Raw genomic sequence first — 16,714 nt, 5'->3', positions numbered from 1 at the left:
GCCACGTTTGCAGAACTGAACCGTTCTAGGCTGAAGGCATGCGCTCTCCGGGAAGCACCGTCGTGGTCGTGGTCGGCAGCGTCACGGATGTGATCCTGCGCGAACTCGGGCGACTACCGAATGTGCAGGCGCTGCGGCTCACCGAGCAGGGCGCTCCGACGCTCCGCGAGGTGCTCGGCGCGGCGAGCCGTCCGTTCCTCGTGCACGACCTCGATCCGTTGGCCGCCGTGGCCGCCGCCTGGCGCGGCTTCTACGATGACCCGTCGACGCTCTCCCTGCTGCGGGTCGAGACCGAGTCCGCCCTCACCGCCTTCGCGGCCGGTGAATCGGTGCTGCCCGACTACTACCTGGTGCTCGACCCCGAAGGCATCGACGAGGCAGAGAGCCAGTGGTGGCTTGGCGTGCTCGCCGCCATCGCGCCGAGCCGGGTGCTGCCGGTCGAGGCCGCGACGGCCGCGGTGCAGCGGATGCTCGGCGCCCTGCCCACGGGCCGGGCGTGGCCCGATCCGGCCGGCTGGCTGCGTGAACTGCACCTGCAGGTGCCCGATCGGGCGGGCCTGCTCTAGGTCTCCGGATGTCGGCTCCCTGTCTTTTCGGAATGATCCCGCCCACGCCGCTCTTATAGATGGTGCAATAGAGGTGTGGCTGCGCCCGCTTCGGCGGCCGGCCTACCCGACGACTCCCCAGGTACCGAGGCTCTTGTGACGATCGATCTGAACCACCCGACCACCACCGCGACCCTGGGCGAGGCCGACGTGGAACGCATCCGCGCCGACTTCCCGATCCTCTCGCGCACGGTGAACGGGCATCCGCTGGTCTATCTCGACTCGGGCGCCACCTCGCAGAAACCGCAGCGCGTCATCGACGTCGAGCGCTCCTACTACGAGTTCAACAACGCGGCCGTGCACCGCGGCGCGCACACCCTCGCCGGGGAGGCCACCGAACTCTTCGAAGACGCCCGCTCCGCCGTCGCCCGCTTCGTGGGCGTGGCCGACGACGAGATCGTCTGGACGTCGAACGCCACCGAGGGAATCAACCTCGTCGCCTACGGGATGTCGAACGCCTCGCTCGGGCGTGGAGGCGCGGCTGCCGAACGCTTCCGGCTGGGCGCGGGCGACGAGATCGTGGTGACCGAGCTGGAGCACCACGCCAACCTCGTCCCGTGGCAGGAGTTGGCCTTCCGCACCGGGGCCACGCTCCGGCACATCGGTCTCGACGACGAGGGGCGCCTCCGGCTCGACCAGGCCGCCGAGATCATCAACCCGCGCACGCGCGTCGTGGCCTTCGCCCACGTCTCGAATGTGCTCGGCGCCGTCAACCCCGTGGCCGTGCTCGTCGCGCTCGCCCACGAGGTGGGCGCGCTCGTCGTGCTCGACGCCTGCCAGTCGGCGCCGCACCTGCCGCTCGACCTCGCCGCCCTGGACGTCGACTTCGCCGTGTTCTCGGGGCACAAGATGCTCGCGCCCACCGGGGTCGGCGTGCTCTACGGGCGCTCGGAGCTGCTGAACGCGCTGCCGCCCTTCCTCACCGGCGGGTCGATGATCACGACCGTCGGGCTCACCGAGTCGGAGTTCCTGCCCGCGCCGATGCGCTTCGAGGCCGGCACCCAGCGGGTCTCGCAGGCGATCGCCCTCGCCGCCGCCGTCGACTATCTCGGTGGGATCGGCATGGACCGGATCGCCGGCTGGGAGGCCGAGCTCGGCCACCGCCTCTACGAGGGCCTCAGCGCCGTTCCTGGAGTCAGGGTGCTGGGTCCGGCGCCCGGTGACGGCGTCGAACGGGTGGGGCTCGCCAGCTTCGTGGTCGACGGCATCCACTCGCACGATGTCGGCCAGTTCCTCGACGACCGCGGGATCGCCGTGCGGGTGGGCCACCACTGCGCGCAGCCGGTGCACCGACGCTACGGCGTCACCTCCACCACACGGGCGAGCACCTACCTCTACAACACGGCGGCCGAGGTCGACGCGGCGATCGCCGCCGTGGCCGACTCCCGCGGATTCTTCGGGGTGGCGTGATGGTCTCCAGCGAACTGCAGAGCATGTACCAGGCGGTCATCCTCGACCACTCGAAGCAGAAGCACGGCTTCGGGTTGCAGGCCGCCGCCGACGGCTCCTCGCACCAGATCAACCCCACCTGCGGTGACGAGGTGACGCTGCAGGTGCACCGCGGGGCCGACGGATCGGTCGCCTCGATCAGCTGGGAAGGGCAGGGCTGCTCGATTTCGACCGCGTCGGCGTCGCTCCTCAGCGACCTGGTGCACGACCTCAGCGACGACGAGGTGAGCGCCCGGATCGGCGCGTTCCGCGAGCTGATGCAGTCGAAGGGCGCGATCGAGGGCGACGAGGACCTGCTCGGCGACGCCGTGGCCCTGGGCGGCGTCTCGCGCTACATCACGCGCATCAAGTGCGCCATGCTGCCCTGGGTGGCGTTCGAGGACGCATTGCGACCATAGGATCGCAGCATGACCCCATCCTCCGGTGCCGAACGACGGCGGATCGCCGACGCGGAGGCCGGCGGCTGGCGCGACTGGGGCCCCTACCTGGCCGAGCGCGCCTGGGGAACCGTCCGCGAGGACTACAGCGCCGACGGCGACGCCTGGCGCTTCTTCCCGCACGACCACGCCCGGTCCCGCACCTATCGCTGGAACGAGGACGGCATGGCCGGCTTCAGCGACGACCAGCAGAGCTGGTGCCTCGGCCTCGCGCTGTGGAACGGCGTCGATCCGATCCTCAAGGAGCGGATGTTCGGCCTCTCCGGCCCCGAGGGCAACCATGGCGAAGACGTCAAGGAGTACTGGTGGTACCTCGACGCCACCCCTTCGCACTCCTGGCAGCGCTGGCGCTACCACTACCCGCAGGCCGCCTTCCCCTATGAGCAGCTGATCGAGGCCAACGCCGGCCGCTCGAAGGAGGAGACGGAGTTCGAACTCGTCGACACCGGTGTCTTCGACGACGGCCGGTACTGGGTGGTGACGGTCGACTACGCGAAGGCCGGCCCGCACGACCTGCTCATGCGCGTCACGGTGGAGAACGCCGGGCCCGAGACCGCGAGCATCCACGTGCTGCCGAGTCTGTGGTTCCGGAACGTGTGGGACTGGGATCTCGAGCCGCCCGCCAAGCCCGTGATCCGCGCATCCGGAGACCGCAGCGGCGGAGGCGACGGTGTCGACACCCTGCTCGCCGCCCGCCCCGACGGCGACGACCTGGTGCTGCGCATCGACCGCAGCTCAGCTCCGGGAGTCGAAGCCCTGTTCTGCGAGAACGAGACCAACCGCGAGTTGCTCTTCGGCGAGCCGAACACCACGCCGTACCCGAAAGACGGCATCAACGATCACGTGGTCGCGGGGGCGGCGACCGTGAACCCGGAGCTGCGCGGCACGAAGGCCGCCTTCCACGAGACGCTCACCGTTCCGGCCGGGGGCCGGCGCGAGCTCCGGTTGCGCCTGTCCAGAGCTCAGGATGCGCCTCCCGCGGCGACCGCGTTCGCCGACTTCGACGAGGTGCTCGCCGCCCGCGAGGCGGAGGCCGACGAGTTCTACGCCGAGGTCATCCCGGCCACCAGCGCTCCGGAAGAGCGGCGGGTGGCGCGGCAGGCCTTCGCCGGGCTGCTCTGGTCGAAGCAGTTCTTCCACTTCGACGTGCGGCGCTGGCTCGCCGGCGACCCCACCGCACCGCCGCCCCCGCCGGGCCGGCAGGCCGTGCGCAACGGCGACTGGCGGCACCTCTCCAGCCACGACGTCATCCTCATGCCCGACCCCTGGGAGTACCCGTGGTTCGCGGCCTGGGACCTCGCCTTCCACTGCGTGACCCTGGCGCACATCGATCCGGAGTACGCGAAGGCGCAGCTGATCCTCATCCTGCGCGAGTGGTACATGCATCCGAACGGCCAGCTGCCGGCCTACGAGTGGGACTTCGGCGACGTCAACCCGCCGATCGAGGCCTGGGCGGCGTTGCGCGTCTTCGAGATCGACGGGGGCCGCGACTACCACTTCCTCGGCCGCATCTTCCACAAGCTGCTGATGAACTTCACCTGGTGGACGAACAACAAAGACCACGGCGACAACAACCTCTTCGAGGGCGGCTTCATGGGCCTCGACAACATCGCGCCGCTCGACCGCTCCACCCTGCCGCCCGAGGTGGGTGTGCTCGAGCAGGCCGACTCCACCGCCTGGATGGCGACCTACGCGCTGCACCTGCTCGACATGGCGCTCCTGCTCACCATGCACGACCGCGCCTACGAAGACGTGGCGACGAAGTTCTTCGAGCACTTCCTCGTGATCGCCGCCTCCGCCAACGACGCCGGTCTCTGGGACGAGGACGACGCGTTCTACTACGACCTGCTGCACCTGGCCGACGGCCGGGAGGTGCCGATGAAGGTGCGCTCGCTCGTGGGGCTCGTGCCGGTGACGGCCGCCCTGGTCTTCGACCGCGGCCAGATGGGGCGGCTGCAGGAGTTCGTCGAGCGCGGACAGGCGTTCCTCAACCGCAACCCGGCCTACCGCAAGCACGTGCACATCCGGGTCGACCCCGACGGGCAGGGCGGCGAGCGGGTGTCGAGTCTGATGGCGCTGGTCGATCCGGAGCGCCTCACGCAGATCCTGACCGGCGTGCTCTCCACCGAGCGGATGCTCTCGCCGTTCGGGGTGCGGAGCATCTCGGCCTGGCACCGCGATCATCCGTTCCGGGTGGAGGTCGACGGCGTCGAGGCGGTGGTGGACTACGAACCGGGGGAGTCGACATCCGCACTCTTCGGCGGCAATTCGAACTGGCGTGGGCCGGTGTGGTTTCCGCTCAACGTGCTGATCATCGAGTCGCTGCGCGGCTACAACGCGAACCTCGGTGAGACGCACCGGGTGGAGTATCCGGCCGGGTCGGGCGTGCAGCACACGCTCGGCGAGGTGGCCGACGACCTCTCCGGGCGCCTGATCTCGCTCTTCGTGGGCGGCCCGGAGGCGCCGCGGCCGGCCGATGCGCGCTATCCGCTGCTCTCGACCGACCCGCGCTGGCGCGACAACATCACCTTCTACGAGTTCTACCACGGCGACACCGGGCAAGGCCTCGGCGCCTCTCATCAGACCGGCTGGACGGCGCTGGTGGCGCACCTCATCGTGACGAAGCGGCGCTGAGGCTCACGAGGAAGGGCTGACCGCGGGCGCCGGGCTTCGCCGACCGCGCCAGGGCACGGCGAGGATGACCAGGCCGGCGGCGAGCACGATCAGACCCGCCACGGCCACGCCCGAGAGCACCTCGCCGAGCACCAGGGTGCCCAGGAGGGTCGCGGTGAGCGGCTCGGCGAGGGTCAGTGTGGAGACCGTCGAGGCCCGCAGACGCCCGAGGCCCCAGCCGAAGAGCAGATAGGCCACGGCGGTGGTGACGAGGCCGAGCCAGAGGGCCATCGCGAGCCCCGGTGCGGTGGCGAGCCAGCGGATGTCGGTGGTGAGCAGCAGCGGGATGCTGAATGCTGCGGCGAGCCCGAACACGGACCCCATGGTGGAACTGGGCGTCCAGCCGCGCTCCAGCAGCGCCTTGCTGGCGAGGGTGTAGACGGCGTAGGAGGCGCCGGCGCCGACCGAGGCGAGGAGACCGGAAAAGCTGATGGGGGCGCCGGCTCCGCCGGTGCCCGAACCGCCCCCGCCGCCGGCGCCCGTCCCGCTGCCGATGCCGATGAGGCCGCTGATCAGCACCACGCCGAGGGTCGCCACGAGCGTGGCGACGAGCCAGATCGCGCCCGGGAAGCGGCGGTGCAGCGCCCAGTCGAGGAGGCCCGTGATGATGGGAGCCGAGCCGAGGGCCACGACGGTGCCGACGGCCACCCCGTTCTGGCTCGTGCCGAGGAAGAACGCGGGCTGATAGGCCAGCACCCCCGCGGCGCCGATCAGGAGCAGCAGCCACGACGGCGTGCGCCGCCCGCCCGGGCCGGGGATCGCGGGCGCGGGGCTGCCGGCACGCGCACGACCCCGCATCCGGAGCAGCAGGGCGACCGCGGCGAGCACGGCACCGCCGATCAGGATGCGGGCGGCCCCGATCGAGACCGAGGACGCGTCGGAGGGTCCGAAGGCCTGCGCGGTGCCGGTCGTGCCGAAGCAGACCGCGGCGAGCAGAACCGCCAGATAAGGAAGCATGGGCGACAGTGTGCCACGGATCGACGCCGTCGCGTGGCTGCATGGCTAGCTGTCGAGCGGGGGTCAGCTCGGGATCTGCGACATCCCGATCACCATGACGCACACCAGCGCGACGGCCGCGATGGCACCGAAGCAGACGGCCATCAGGATGAGTCGCAGCCGCCCGCCGTGCACCAGCAGCCGCACCTCCACCATCGCCACGTAGAGCAGCAGGATCACGACGATGCCGACGATCGCGACTCCGGTCGAATTCACCTGCTGCAGCGCCCAGAGCAGCACCACCGCGATGGCGGCCATGACTGCGCCCAGGATGAGCCAGATCCGCCCCGTGGAGGTCGTGAGCGCGGGCTGGTTGGTGACCTTCGTCGGATCGTCGTCCATCGTGCGCCTCGTCTCCGAGCACCCCACCGCGTTCGTGTGGCACCTACCTGTGCTCGTGCTGCCGCCGATTCTACTCCGCGGAGGCCAGCTGCCAGATGGCGACGCCGTGCAGCCCCTCGTCTTTCGCGAGCTGCACGCGGATGTTGCGGGAGGCCTCATCCGACCACCAGAGCACCGTGGAGTCCTCGAGCGTCGCCGTCCACTCGCCCTGTTCGGGGTCGAAGACCGCGCGGTCGCCGGCGACGGCGCGCGCATCCGTCACCCGCAGGGTGGTGCCGGGGGAGCCGTCGCCCGGCCAGGAGTAGCCGTAGGCCCCGATGCCGAGGTCGATCGAGGCGCCGGGGACTCCGGATGCGCGCAGCGCGTCGAGCGACGCCCGCACCCAGGGCAGACCACCCACCGGCCCGGGCTCGCTCCAGGAGGGACCGTGCTGGTCGTACCCCATCAGCACCACCCGCTGCACGCTGGCGAGCAGGCCGTGGAAGTCGTACCCGGCGGCGAGGTAGTCGGCGGGGCTGGCCTTGGCCATCACGGCGATGGAGATCGGGATCTCGCCCGTCGCGGTGAGGGTGCCGCTGTCGGGCAGCGAGTCGGGGCCGTGGCCCGGGATCCGGTCGAGGGCGGAGTCGAGCTCGCGCGCGAAGGCGGTCAATCCGGCGGCGTCGGCGATGCCGAGGTATTCGAGGTCGAGCTGCACGCTGTCGTAGCCGCCCTCCTCCACCGCGTCGACCAACTGGTCGATCACCGCCGTGCGATTCGCCGGACTGCCGAGCAGAGCGGAGCCGATCTCGGCCGAGAAGTCCTTCGTCTCGAGATCGTAATTGGCGATCAGGAGTTCGGCGCGCAGGCCACGGGCGTGCGCTTCGGCCACCGCCTCGGCCGATCCGTCCGGCTCGGGAACGAGGCTCGCGCCGTCGTCGGACACCATCACGCCGTCGACGCCGATCATCGTCACCAGGCCCGCGTTGGCGGCCACGTGGCGCGCCGATTCGCCGTCGACCAGGAGGTAGCCCTCGACGCCGAAGGGATCGGTCTGCGAACTGCCGGTGTGGGTGATCCGGCCTCCCGGTCCGGCGGAGAGGGGGGAGGGCGTGCGCGTGCCTCCGTCGGGCACAGGGCGGGAAGACGGGTCGATCGCCTCACCGGCAGCCAGGTCGGACACGCATCCTCCGAACAGCATCGCCGACCCCGCCACGAGCAGCACCAGCGCCGTGCGCAGGGCGCGCAGGGGCCGGGTGGTGGGCGCGGGCGAGCTCATGCTCTCATTCTGCTGTTCGGTGCGCCCGCGCGCCCGGGGCGGAGCGAAGTCGGCGGTATTTGCGGTTTTCCGACGGACGCTTGCCTTCCGCCCCCTGAACGGGGGTAGTCTTCGACAAACGTTCACGCGATCAAGGGGAGAACCACGTGAAGATGCTTCATCGGAGACTCGCAGGATTCGGCATCGGAACGGGGGTGGTGGTCGCGGGAGTCGCCGGTTTCGGGTCGAGCGCGGCCTTCGCCGTCGATCCCGACGATCTGGAGTCACGGGTCACGGTCGCGGGCATCACCACGCACCTGCAGGCCCTGCAAGACATCGCCGACGCGAACGGCGGCAACCGCGCCATCGGCACGCCGGGTTACGAGGCCAGCGGGCAGTACATCGAGAGCGTGCTCACCGCGGCGGGATACACGCCCGTGCGTCAGCCGTTCCAGGCCACGACACAGACGATCGACGACTTCTCGATCACCCTGCTGGGCACGACCACGGGGCCGGAGGGCGACCGCATCCCCATGGAGGGAACCACCGAGACCGCGGTGGGCGGGATCGTGGACGCGGAGATGGTCGTTCCCGCCACCGCCACCGGATGCACCACCGAGGAGTGGGGCGGTGTGGTCGCCACGGCCAAGGTCGCCGTGGTCAGCCGCGGGGCCTGCTCGTTCGCCGAGAAGTCGCTCGCCGCCGCCGGAGCCGGTGCCGCCGCGGTGCTGATCTACAACAACGAGCCCGGGCCGCTCAACGGCACCCTCGGCGAGCAGGTGCCGGAGTACATCCCGTCGGTCGGGCTCACCCAGGAGGAGGGCGCGGCCTTGGTGGCCGCGCTGCCCGGCAACCCCACGGTCAGCCTCACGCTGCAGGAGACCACGACCACCGTCGACACCTTCAACATCATCGCCGAGACGCCCACAGGGCGCGACGACAACACGGTGATGCTCGGGGCGCACCTCGACTCGGTTCCCGAAGGGCCCGGCATCAACGACAACGGGTCGGGGTCGGCCGCCATCCTGGAGACCGCGGTGCAGCTGGCCGCATCCGGAGACCTCAACAACCAGGTGCGCTTCGCCTGGTGGGGCGCGGAGGAAGTCGGCCTCGTCGGTTCGACGTACTACGTCGACGACCTGGCGGCGAACGATCCGGATGAGCTCGACGAGATCGCCACCTACCTCAACTTCGACATGGTGGCCTCGCCGAACTACGTGATCAGCGTGTACGACGCCGATCAGTCGACCTACGAAGCGCCGGTCGAGGTGCCCGAGGGCTCGATCGCCACCGAGAAGGCGTTCACCGACTACTTCGACGCGATCGGGCAGCCGTGGATCGACACGGCGTTCGACGCCCGGAGCGACTACGACGCGTTCATCGCCAACGATGTGGCGGCCTCCGGTCTGTTCACCGGCGCCGACGACGAGAAGACGGTCGACCAGGCCGCGCTCTTCGGCGGCACGGGAGGGCCGGGCATCACGCCCGACCCGAACTACCACTCGGCGGCCGACGGCATCGCCAACGTGAACGCGGATGCGCTCGGCATCATGGCGGGCGCCATCGCCTCGGTGACGGCGTCGCTCGCGAACGACACCACGGCGATCAACCAGTACCCGCCGGTCGTCGTGCCGGTCGATCCGGCACCCGTGCCGGAGCCGGTGGCCGAACCGGCCGCAACCGGTTCGCAGTTGGCGGCGACGGGCGCGGACGGCGCCCTGAGCGCCCTTCCGGTGGGCGTCCTGCTGCTCGGCGCGGGCACCGTGCTCGCCGTGCTGCGGATGCGCACGGTGCGCACGGGCGCACGTCGCGGTTAGCCGCGGGGCGGTCGTGAATTAGGGAGAAACTACTCACGTCGGACGGCGGTCGCGCGAACCTAGCGTGGGGGGATGGCATCTCGTACCCATCCCCGCACCCGGGTCGCAGTCGCGGCCGCCGTTCTCTCCACCTTCTCGTCGCTGGCCCTCGCGGTCGCGCCGCTCGCTACTCCCGCCGCCTCGGCGAGTTCGGGAACAGCATCGACCGTCAACGTGATGGCGCCGCTCTGGATCGACGACTGGCAGACCTCCGGGCCCCAGTGGCGGGCCTTCACCGCGTCGTTGGCGGTGGCCGACGCGCAGGGCGTCGACGCCGTGGCGGTCGACGTGTGGTGGGGTGCCGTCGAGGCCTCGCGGGGAACCTTCGACTGGGCCTACTACGACAAGCTGTTCGGTGCGGTCGTGGGGGCTGGGCTCGACCTGGTGCCGGTAATGTCGTTCCACGAGTGCAAGAGCAACGTGGGGGATGTCTGCGACATCTCCGTTCCCTCGTTCGTCTGGGAGCCCCTCGAGGTCTGCGGCTTCACCGGCGCGTGCTCCAGCATCCCGGCTGACAACTTCTACCGCAGCGAGTACGGGAACGACAACCACGAAGCCCCGTCGCCCTGGGGTTCCGCGAACCGTCGCACGCTCCAGGACATGCGCGACTTCATGAACGCGTTCGAAACGCACGTCACGACCCCGGGAACCGATTTCGCCGACCGCATCCAGGAGGTCACGATCGGCACGGGGCCGGCTGGCGAGCTGCGCTACCCGTCCTATGCCGCGCACGACTCGAAGGTCGCCGGCAACCCGGCGGGCTACCCGAACCGGGGCACCTTCCAGAGCTACACCCCGGCCGCCGTCACGGCGTTCGCCGACTGGGCTGTCGCCCGCTACGGCTCCGTCGCCGGTGTCGCGGCGGCCTGGGGTATCCCGGGTCTGACCTACTCGATGATCTCGCCACCCACCGACCATGAGCGGTTCATCGATTCCGGCGCCTACCACTCGATCACCTACGGGCGCGACTTCACCCGCTGGTACAACGAGAGCCTGCTGCGCCACGGCCGGGAGGTGATGACGCAGGCCATCGACGCCTTCGACGGTGGTCTCGCCTCGGTGCCGCTCGGTCTCAAGGTTCCCGGGGTGCACTGGCAGACCATGTCGACGAGCCCGATGCAGCGGGCGCCCGAGGTCGCCGCCGGGCTCATCCACACCGACCAGGCCTACAACGCCGCGTCGACCTCGCACGGCTACGACGGCATCGCGAACCTCGTGCACGACCTCGACGTGAACGGCGACGGCACCCGTACGCCCACGCACCATGTGCTCCTGCATTTCACCGCCCTCGAGATGCCCGACGGGCGGGAGTGGGACGGTTCGGCGCACGCCTACTCCGATGCCGCTTCTCTCGTCTCCTGGGTCGGCGCGGCCGCCACCAAGGCACACATCGTGCTCAAGGGCGAGAACGCCCTGGCCGGCAATCTCGGCAGCACCGGATCGGCGTCGGGGCCTGGTTGGTCGCACATCCGCGACGCCTTCTCGGGTGCGACCGCGTATTCGGGCCTGACGATCCTGCGGATCTCCGACGTGACGGCATCGGGCACGACCGGGCGGAGCGAGTTCGAGCGCTTCATCCGCGACTTCGGGTGAAGCGCCGCCGGGTTCAGTAGCGGGGCCAAGCCTGTCAGTAGTGGGCCAGGCCGCTGCCGATGATCACGGTACCGAGCACCAGAACGACGATGGTGGTGACCGTGGCGCTGTTGCCCTCGATCCAGATGCGCGTCTCTTCGAGGGGGCGGCGCATCCGTGAGGGATCGACGACGGCGAAGATGATCGGGGCCGCGAGGGTCGAGATGCCGAGCACCACGAACAGGGCGATGCCGACCACCACCTCGCTGAAGGTCGCTCCGCCGGCACCGATGGCGACTCCGGCGGCGATCGTGAGCAGGAGGTTCTTCGGGCGTAGCATGAGTACGAAGCCGACGCCGAGTGAGGGGATCGGACCGAGAGTGGTGACTTTGGCCATCCACTTGGCGGCTCCCGTCTGCGACTTCGCGGCGGTGCCGGTGCCGCCGCCGGGTGCGCCGGCGGCGGCGGCCGCATGCCCCTCGGTCTGCTCGTGATGGAGACGTCGGGCGCGCCGCCAGCGCACAGCGGCGATGAACAGCAGACCCGCCCCCAGGGCGACTTCGATGGTGGCGATGAGCGGGCTCTTGCTGGAGGAAGGCGCGGGCGGGAGGAGTGTGGCCACGGCGGTGAAGAGCGTGGTGAGGCCGGCGAGGCCGATGACGGCCCCGATCAGATAGGTGAGGCTCGACCAGCGGCCGCGCGGCGACAGCAGGATGAGCACCATCACCACGATGGGAACGGAACTGAGGGCCACGCCGAGGGCGAGCGGCAGGATGTGTCCGATGATGCCCGCCATTGCGCCATTCTATGAGTCCCGGGCTCCGCGAGCGTGCACACGTCGGCGGCGCCGGCTCGCGGCGTGCGGTTATCCTGACGGGGTGACACGGTCGATGACGGACCGCGCGCTCGTCGCCGTGATGCTCGGCCGATTCGTTCGTGCGCGGTGGGGGTTCCGGTTCCGCACCCGGGCGCGGTTCGAGGCGTGGCAGCGCCGGCGCATCCGCTCGTTCCTGAGGCGGATTCCCGCGGCGCCGTTCTACCGGTCAGACGGTTCCCGGATGCGGCTCGATCAGCTGCCGATCGTCGACAAGTCGACCCTGCTCGAGCGGTTCGACGAGTTGAACACCCGAGGCGTGCGCCTGGTCGACGCGCTCGACGTCGCGCTGGAAGCCGAACGCAGCCGCGACTTCGCGCCCCTGGTCGACGGCGATCTCACGGTCGGTCTCTCGAGCGGAACCTCGGGCCGGCGGGGAGCGTTCCTCGTGAGTCCGCGCGAGCGGATGCTCTGGGCCGGCACGATCCTCGCCCGAGTGCTCGACCACCGGGCGCTCGGGCAGCTGCTGCGTCCGTGGGAGTCGCCACTGCGGATCGCCTTCTTCTTGCGTGCGGGCGGCAACCTCTACGAGTCGGTGGCGAGTTCGCGCATCCGGTTCGCCTTCCACGACCTCACCCAACCGTTCGACGGTCACGTCGCGGCGCTCGACGGCGCCGTCGCTCGGGGTGTGGGGCCCGACGTGCTGGTGGCTCCGGCTTCCGTTCTCGATGCCCTCGCCCGGAGGGCACTGGACGGGTCGCTCGGCATCCGGCCGGGGCTCGTGGTCTCGGTCGCGGAAGTTCTCGAACCGGAGACGGCCGGCCGGGTGAAGGCGGCATGGGGCGTGTCGACTCGGCAGGTCTACCAGGCGACCGAGGGACTCCTCGGCGTCAGTTGTGCAGACGGGGCGCTGCATCTGAACGAGGAGTCGGTCTTCGTCGAGCGCGAGTGGCTGGATGCCGAGCACACGCATTTCGCGCCGGTGGTGACCGACTTCGATCGGCGCACCCAGATCATCGCCCGGTATCGACTCGACGACGTGCTGCGCGTCGATCCGGCGGCGCCCGAGCGGTGCGCCTGCGGGAGGGTGACCGCTGTGCTTGCTGCGATCGACGGCCGAGCCGACGCGGTGCTGCGGTTGCCGGGGACCGATGGGCTGACCGTGGTGGAGGTGTTCCCCGACGCGGTGCGGCGGGCGATGGCGCTGAATTCAGACGGCTACGCGGATTGGCGCATCCGGCAGACCGGTCTCGATGTCCGCGTCTCGCTGGCGGATGCCGCTCCGGATGCGCCGGCGCGGGTCGCCTCCGTGCTCCGGGATCTGCTCTCGACCTACGGGTGTATGGCGTCGGTCGTCGAGGAGCCCTGGGCGACGCCGGATCCGGCCGCGAAGGTGCGCCGCATCGTGCGGGAAGACGTCTCGTGACCCCCGGCATCGGCCCGGAGACCGGGGCGTTCAGGCCGCTGCGGGTGCTCGTCACGGGCGCCTCGGGATTCGTGGGCGGCGCACTGGTGCGGCGCCTGGCCGCCGACGCCCGGTTCGAGGTGCTCGGACTCGGGCGGCGGGCGGTCGATCGCGCGGACTACCGGGTGCTCGACCTCAGCGCCCCCGACGCGGCGGAGCGGCTCGACGGTCTCGGGTTCCGGCCCGATGTCGTCGTGCACGCCGCGGCGCGCAGCTCGCCGTGGGGGACCCGAGCCGAGTTCGAGCGCGAGAACGTGCACGCCACCCGCGCCGTGGTGGAGTTCGCGACCCGGCAGGCTGCCCGACCTCGGTTCGTGTTCGTGTCGACCGCCTCCGTTCTCTACACGGCGGGCGACCAACTCGACGTGCCCGACGACGCCATCGCCGGGCCGCGATTCGTCAACGAGTACGCGGCTTCGAAATACGCGGCCGAACTCGTGGTGCGCGACTACGCCGCGGAATGGGTCGTGCTACGGCCGCGGGCCGTGTTCGGGCCGGGCGACACCACGTTGCTGCCCCGGCTGCTCGCGGCAGCGCGGCGCGGCTCGTTGCCGCGATTCCGGGCGGGCCGCGCCGGCCCGGCGATGTCCGATCTCGTCTACATCGACACCCTTGTCGAGCAACTCGTGGTCGCCGCGACCTCGCCCGCCGTGCTCGGGCAGACCGTCGTCGTCACGAACGGCGAACCCGTGCCGCTGCAGGAGACCGTGTTCGCGCTGCTGGATCGAGTCGGGGTTCCGCGCCCCCGTCGGACGGTGTCGCGCGGCGTCGCGATCTGGCTCGCGACCGTGGTGGAGGGAGCGTGGCGGATGTCGCGGAGGAGCGGTGAGCCGCCGATAACGAGATACTCGGTGATCGTGTATGCCACTTCGAAGACCTTCGACGCCCGACGCTGTCGCGAGCTCTTCGGCCCTCCAGTCGTGTCGGTGAGCGAGGGGCTCGACCGTGTCGCGGAGTCGCTCGTGCCGACCACGGATCCGCGGATGATCTCGTGAGCGCCACCGACCGCATCCGCTCGCGCATCGCCGCGGTCGCCACCTACCTGCCGCCCACCACCCGCAGCACGGCCGAGACCGAGGAGCAGTTGCGCCGGCTCAACCCCGGCCTCGCGCTCCCCACCGGACTCGTGGGCCGTCTGACCGGCGTCGAGCGCGTGCACCTCCGCCCCGACGGCTGGCAGACCTCCGACCTCGCCGTCGCCGCGGCGCGCGGTGCCCTGGAGGAATCGCCCGGTCCCGTCGACCTCCTGCTCTTCGCGTCGGCGAGCCAAGACCTCATCGAGCCCGCCACCAGCCATATCGTCTCGGCCAAGCTCGGCCTCGGCTGCCCGGTGATGGACATCAAGAACGCCTGCAACAGCGTGCTCAATGCGATGCAGGTGGCGGATGCGCTCATCACGTCGGGGCAGTACCGTCGCGTGCTCATCGCGAGCGGCGAGGAACCCTCGCACGCGGTGCGCTGGCGGCTCGACGACCAGCGGCAGTTCCTGCGCTCCTTCGCCGGCTACACGATGAGTGACGGGGGAGCCGCCGTCCTGCTCGAGCAGGTCGGCGGAGAGCAGGAAGCGGGTCCCGGCATCCTGGGCAGCAGGTTCGTGGCCCATTCCGAGCACTGGGCGGTGGGTACGCTGCCCGCCGGCGGCTCGGTGAACCCGCACGCCGAGGGCGGCAGTTACTTCGACATGGACGGGGCGGCCCTGCAACGCGCTTTCGCCGAGGTCGGCGTCGGGCTCGTCGAACAGACGATCGCGGAGCTGGGGCATCGGGTGGGCGATCTCGACTTCGTGGCCGTGCATCAGGTGGCGCGGTCGTATCACGACACGATCGTGGAGGTGCTCGGCATCGATCCGGCGCGAACCGTCGTGACCATCTCCGAGCACGGCAACCTCGCCTCGGTCACGCTCCCGTTGCAGCTGCAACTCGCGCGGGAGCGCGGCCTGGTGGGCGACGGCAGCCTGGTGGCGCTCGTGGGCCTCGCGGGCGGGATCTCGCTCGGTGCGATGGTGGTGCGGCTGTGACGCCCGACGTCGGGGCACCCGAGGCGCCGGCAGTGCGGCCTGGCGCCGAGCGGGCGTGGGAGGAGCGGGTGCAGCGCACCGCGCACCCGGTCGTCTACCCGCTGCTGTCGCGCATCCGGCGACCCGCCGTGCGCGTGCCCGGGTTGGGGGTGGTCGTGACGGATGCGGAACTCCTCCGCTCCGTTCTCCTCGACACCGTGAGCTTCACCAAGACCGGGCCCGGCTCCCCGGCCGAGCTGTGGACGCCCGTGCTCGGCCCGTCGGTACTCCTCAACATGGAGGGCCTCGACCACCTCGCGCTCCGCCGTCGGCTCGGCCCGTTGTTCGCACCGGCGTACGTCGGTGAGCTGACGAGAGCGACCATCGGCGACGCGGCAGCAGCGCTCACGGCCCGACTCGTGGCGGGGGAGACCGTCGACCTCGTGGCAGAGGTGCGCGAATACGCCGGGCAAGTGATCAGCCGGCTCGTGGGACTCGAACGCGGGGTGATCGGCGAGGAGTTGTTCGCGCGGGTCTCCGCCGTGACCGGATACGTGCGGTTGTCCCGCCCACGCTTCACACCGCGGCAGGTGGAGGCCGCGCGTGAGGTGCTCGAGGAGCTGACGCAGCATGCCCGGCGTGCCTACCGGGAAACGCCCGGCAGCGGTGGCCCCGGCGCTCCTGACTCGCCGCAGGCCACGACCGTGCCGGGTCGGATGCGCGAACTCGGGCTCTCCGAAGACGAGGCGATGGGCGCGGTGGGCGCCTTCGTGCTCACCGGCACCGAGACGCTGGTGTCGTACCTCCCCCGGATGATCGCGATCCTCGTCGACACGGGATGGCTCGGCGCCCTCGCCTGCGACCGCACTCTCGTCGACGCCGCTGTCGCCGAAGGGCTGCGGGTCACCACCCCGTCACCGGTGATGCTGCGGAGTGTGCGGGCGGGGGCATCCGTGGGCGGCGTGGCCGTGCATCCGGGTGATCGACTCATTCTCGCCACCTTCCTCGCCGATCGGGCCGCAGGCCGCTTCGACCCCGTCGGCAACCCGGCCGCGTCGCTCAAGCAACTCTGGTTCGGGGCCGGCGTGCATTTCTGCCTCGGTGCGCCGTTGGCGATGGCGCAGATCGGCACCACCCTGGGAGCCGTGCTCGACGCCGCCGCCGAGGCCCCGCTCCGGATCGTCGGACGGAGCGCTCAGCGCGGCACCCTCATTCCGGGGTACTCCCGCCTCTCCCTCGCGCGCTGACGGCACCGAGTCACCGCGGGTAGCA

14 protein-coding genes are annotated in these 16,714 nt (G+C 70.7%); 10 read left to right on the top strand and 4 right to left on the bottom strand.

Annotated elements, in window-relative coordinates; genetic code table 11:
* Positions 1–38 precede the first annotated feature (38 nt).
* From BLW00_RS20770 to BLW00_RS20755, 4 genes are all read left to right on the top strand, one after another.
* Positions 39–566 (top strand): hypothetical protein, encoded by a 528-nt coding sequence (locus BLW00_RS20770; protein ID WP_092557856.1) that lies wholly within the window; start codon positions 39–41, stop codon positions 564–566.
* Between the two features lie 135 nt (positions 567–701).
* Entirely contained in the window at positions 702–2,015 is a 1,314-nt protein-coding gene (locus BLW00_RS20765) for a SufS family cysteine desulfurase (RefSeq protein ID WP_407650986.1), read from the top strand.
* Positions 2,015–2,452 (top strand): Fe-S cluster assembly sulfur transfer protein SufU, encoded by a 438-nt coding sequence (gene sufU / locus BLW00_RS20760; RefSeq protein WP_092557854.1) that lies wholly within the window; start codon positions 2,015–2,017, stop codon positions 2,450–2,452. Before BLW00_RS20765 ends, sufU begins: the two co-directional genes overlap by 1 nt.
* Before the next feature lie 9 nt (positions 2,453–2,461).
* Positions 2,462–5,125, top strand: a complete 2,664-nt coding sequence (locus BLW00_RS20755; RefSeq protein WP_092557852.1) for an MGH1-like glycoside hydrolase domain-containing protein — start codon at positions 2,462–2,464, stop codon at positions 5,123–5,125.
* A 3-nt stretch (positions 5,126–5,128) separates the two neighbouring features.
* Here BLW00_RS20755 and BLW00_RS20750 read toward each other — a convergent pair whose 3' ends face one another.
* The 3 genes from BLW00_RS20750 to BLW00_RS20740 form a co-directional block, all read right to left on the bottom strand.
* The gene (locus BLW00_RS20750; protein ID WP_092557850.1) at positions 5,129–6,121 is read right to left on the bottom strand and encodes a DMT family transporter; all 993 of its coding nucleotides are present in this window, start codon (positions 6,119–6,121) and stop codon (positions 5,129–5,131) included.
* 63 nt (positions 6,122–6,184) lie between these two features.
* Complete coding sequence (locus BLW00_RS20745) at positions 6,185–6,502, bottom strand: hypothetical protein (RefSeq protein ID WP_092557848.1); 318 nt, start codon at positions 6,500–6,502, stop codon at positions 6,185–6,187.
* A 70-nt stretch (positions 6,503–6,572) separates the two neighbouring features.
* Positions 6,573–7,760: a glycosyl hydrolase family 18 protein gene (locus BLW00_RS20740; protein WP_092557846.1), complete on the bottom strand. Its 1,188-nt coding sequence runs from the start codon at positions 7,758–7,760 to the stop codon at positions 6,573–6,575.
* 152 nt (positions 7,761–7,912) lie between these two features.
* On the opposite strand from BLW00_RS20740, the gene BLW00_RS20735 reads away from it, so the two are divergent.
* Positions 7,913–9,556: a M20/M25/M40 family metallo-hydrolase gene (locus BLW00_RS20735; protein ID WP_217634461.1), complete on the top strand. Its 1,644-nt coding sequence runs from the start codon at positions 7,913–7,915 to the stop codon at positions 9,554–9,556.
* A 72-nt stretch (positions 9,557–9,628) separates the two neighbouring features.
* A complete protein-coding gene (locus BLW00_RS20730; protein ID WP_092557844.1) occupies positions 9,629–11,188 on the top strand; it encodes a family 14 glycosylhydrolase in 1,560 nt (519 codons plus the stop codon).
* A 34-nt stretch (positions 11,189–11,222) separates the two neighbouring features.
* Here the strand turns inward: BLW00_RS20730 and BLW00_RS20725 are convergent, their stop codons facing one another.
* Positions 11,223–11,963: a GAP family protein gene (locus tag BLW00_RS20725; RefSeq protein WP_092558010.1), complete on the bottom strand. Its 741-nt coding sequence runs from the start codon at positions 11,961–11,963 to the stop codon at positions 11,223–11,225.
* A gap of 82 nt (positions 11,964–12,045) precedes the next feature.
* Here BLW00_RS20725 and BLW00_RS20720 point away from each other — a divergent pair, with 82 nt between their 5' ends.
* The 4 genes from BLW00_RS20720 to BLW00_RS20705 are packed head-to-tail and all read left to right on the top strand — an operon-like array spanning position 12,046 to position 16,689.
* Positions 12,046–13,407 (top strand): F390 synthetase-related protein, encoded by a 1,362-nt coding sequence (locus BLW00_RS20720; RefSeq protein WP_175494497.1) that lies wholly within the window; start codon positions 12,046–12,048, stop codon positions 13,405–13,407.
* A complete protein-coding gene (locus BLW00_RS20715; protein WP_217634460.1) occupies positions 13,404–14,441 on the top strand; it encodes an NAD-dependent epimerase/dehydratase family protein in 1,038 nt (345 codons plus the stop codon). Before BLW00_RS20720 ends, BLW00_RS20715 begins: the two co-directional genes overlap by 4 nt.
* The gene (locus BLW00_RS20710; protein WP_217634459.1) at positions 14,438–15,463 is read left to right on the top strand and encodes a 3-oxoacyl-ACP synthase III family protein; all 1,026 of its coding nucleotides are present in this window, start codon (positions 14,438–14,440) and stop codon (positions 15,461–15,463) included. The genes BLW00_RS20715 and BLW00_RS20710 overlap by 4 nt, the downstream gene beginning before the upstream one ends.
* Positions 15,460–16,689 (top strand): cytochrome P450, encoded by a 1,230-nt coding sequence (locus BLW00_RS20705; protein ID WP_217634458.1) that lies wholly within the window; start codon positions 15,460–15,462, stop codon positions 16,687–16,689. Before BLW00_RS20710 ends, BLW00_RS20705 begins: the two co-directional genes overlap by 4 nt.
* Positions 16,690–16,714 lie beyond the last annotated feature (25 nt).

Source organism: Herbiconiux ginsengi, from assembly GCF_900107435.1.
GTDB classification, from domain to species: domain Bacteria; phylum Actinomycetota; class Actinomycetes; order Actinomycetales; family Microbacteriaceae; genus Herbiconiux; species Herbiconiux ginsengi.
Note: the sequence above shows the minus strand (reverse complement) of the source record. Positions and strands in the feature narration are given on the sequence as shown.

Bases quoted from the DNA above. Each gene is read 5' to 3' on its own strand.
- sufU (WP_092557854.1), top strand. From the start codon at position 2,015: ATGGTCTCCAGCGAACTGCAGAGCATGTACCAGGCGGTCATCCTCGAC.
- BLW00_RS20755 (WP_092557852.1), top strand. From the start codon at position 2,462: ATGACCCCATCCTCCGGTGCCGAACGACGGCGGATCGCCGACGCGGAG.
- BLW00_RS20730 (WP_092557844.1), top strand. From the start codon at position 9,629: ATGGCATCTCGTACCCATCCCCGCACCCGGGTCGCAGTCGCGGCCGCC.
- BLW00_RS20745 (WP_092557848.1), bottom strand. From the start codon at position 6,502: ATGGACGACGATCCGACGAAGGTCACCAACCAGCCCGCGCTCACGACC.
- BLW00_RS20735 (WP_217634461.1), top strand. From the start codon at position 7,913: ATGCTTCATCGGAGACTCGCAGGATTCGGCATCGGAACGGGGGTGGTG.
- BLW00_RS20770 (WP_092557856.1), top strand. From the start codon at position 39: ATGCGCTCTCCGGGAAGCACCGTCGTGGTCGTGGTCGGCAGCGTCACG.
- BLW00_RS20740 (WP_092557846.1), bottom strand. From the start codon at position 7,760: ATGAGCTCGCCCGCGCCCACCACCCGGCCCCTGCGCGCCCTGCGCACG.
- BLW00_RS20725 (WP_092558010.1), bottom strand. From the start codon at position 11,963: ATGGCGGGCATCATCGGACACATCCTGCCGCTCGCCCTCGGCGTGGCC.
- BLW00_RS20750 (WP_092557850.1), bottom strand. From the start codon at position 6,121: ATGCTTCCTTATCTGGCGGTTCTGCTCGCCGCGGTCTGCTTCGGCACG.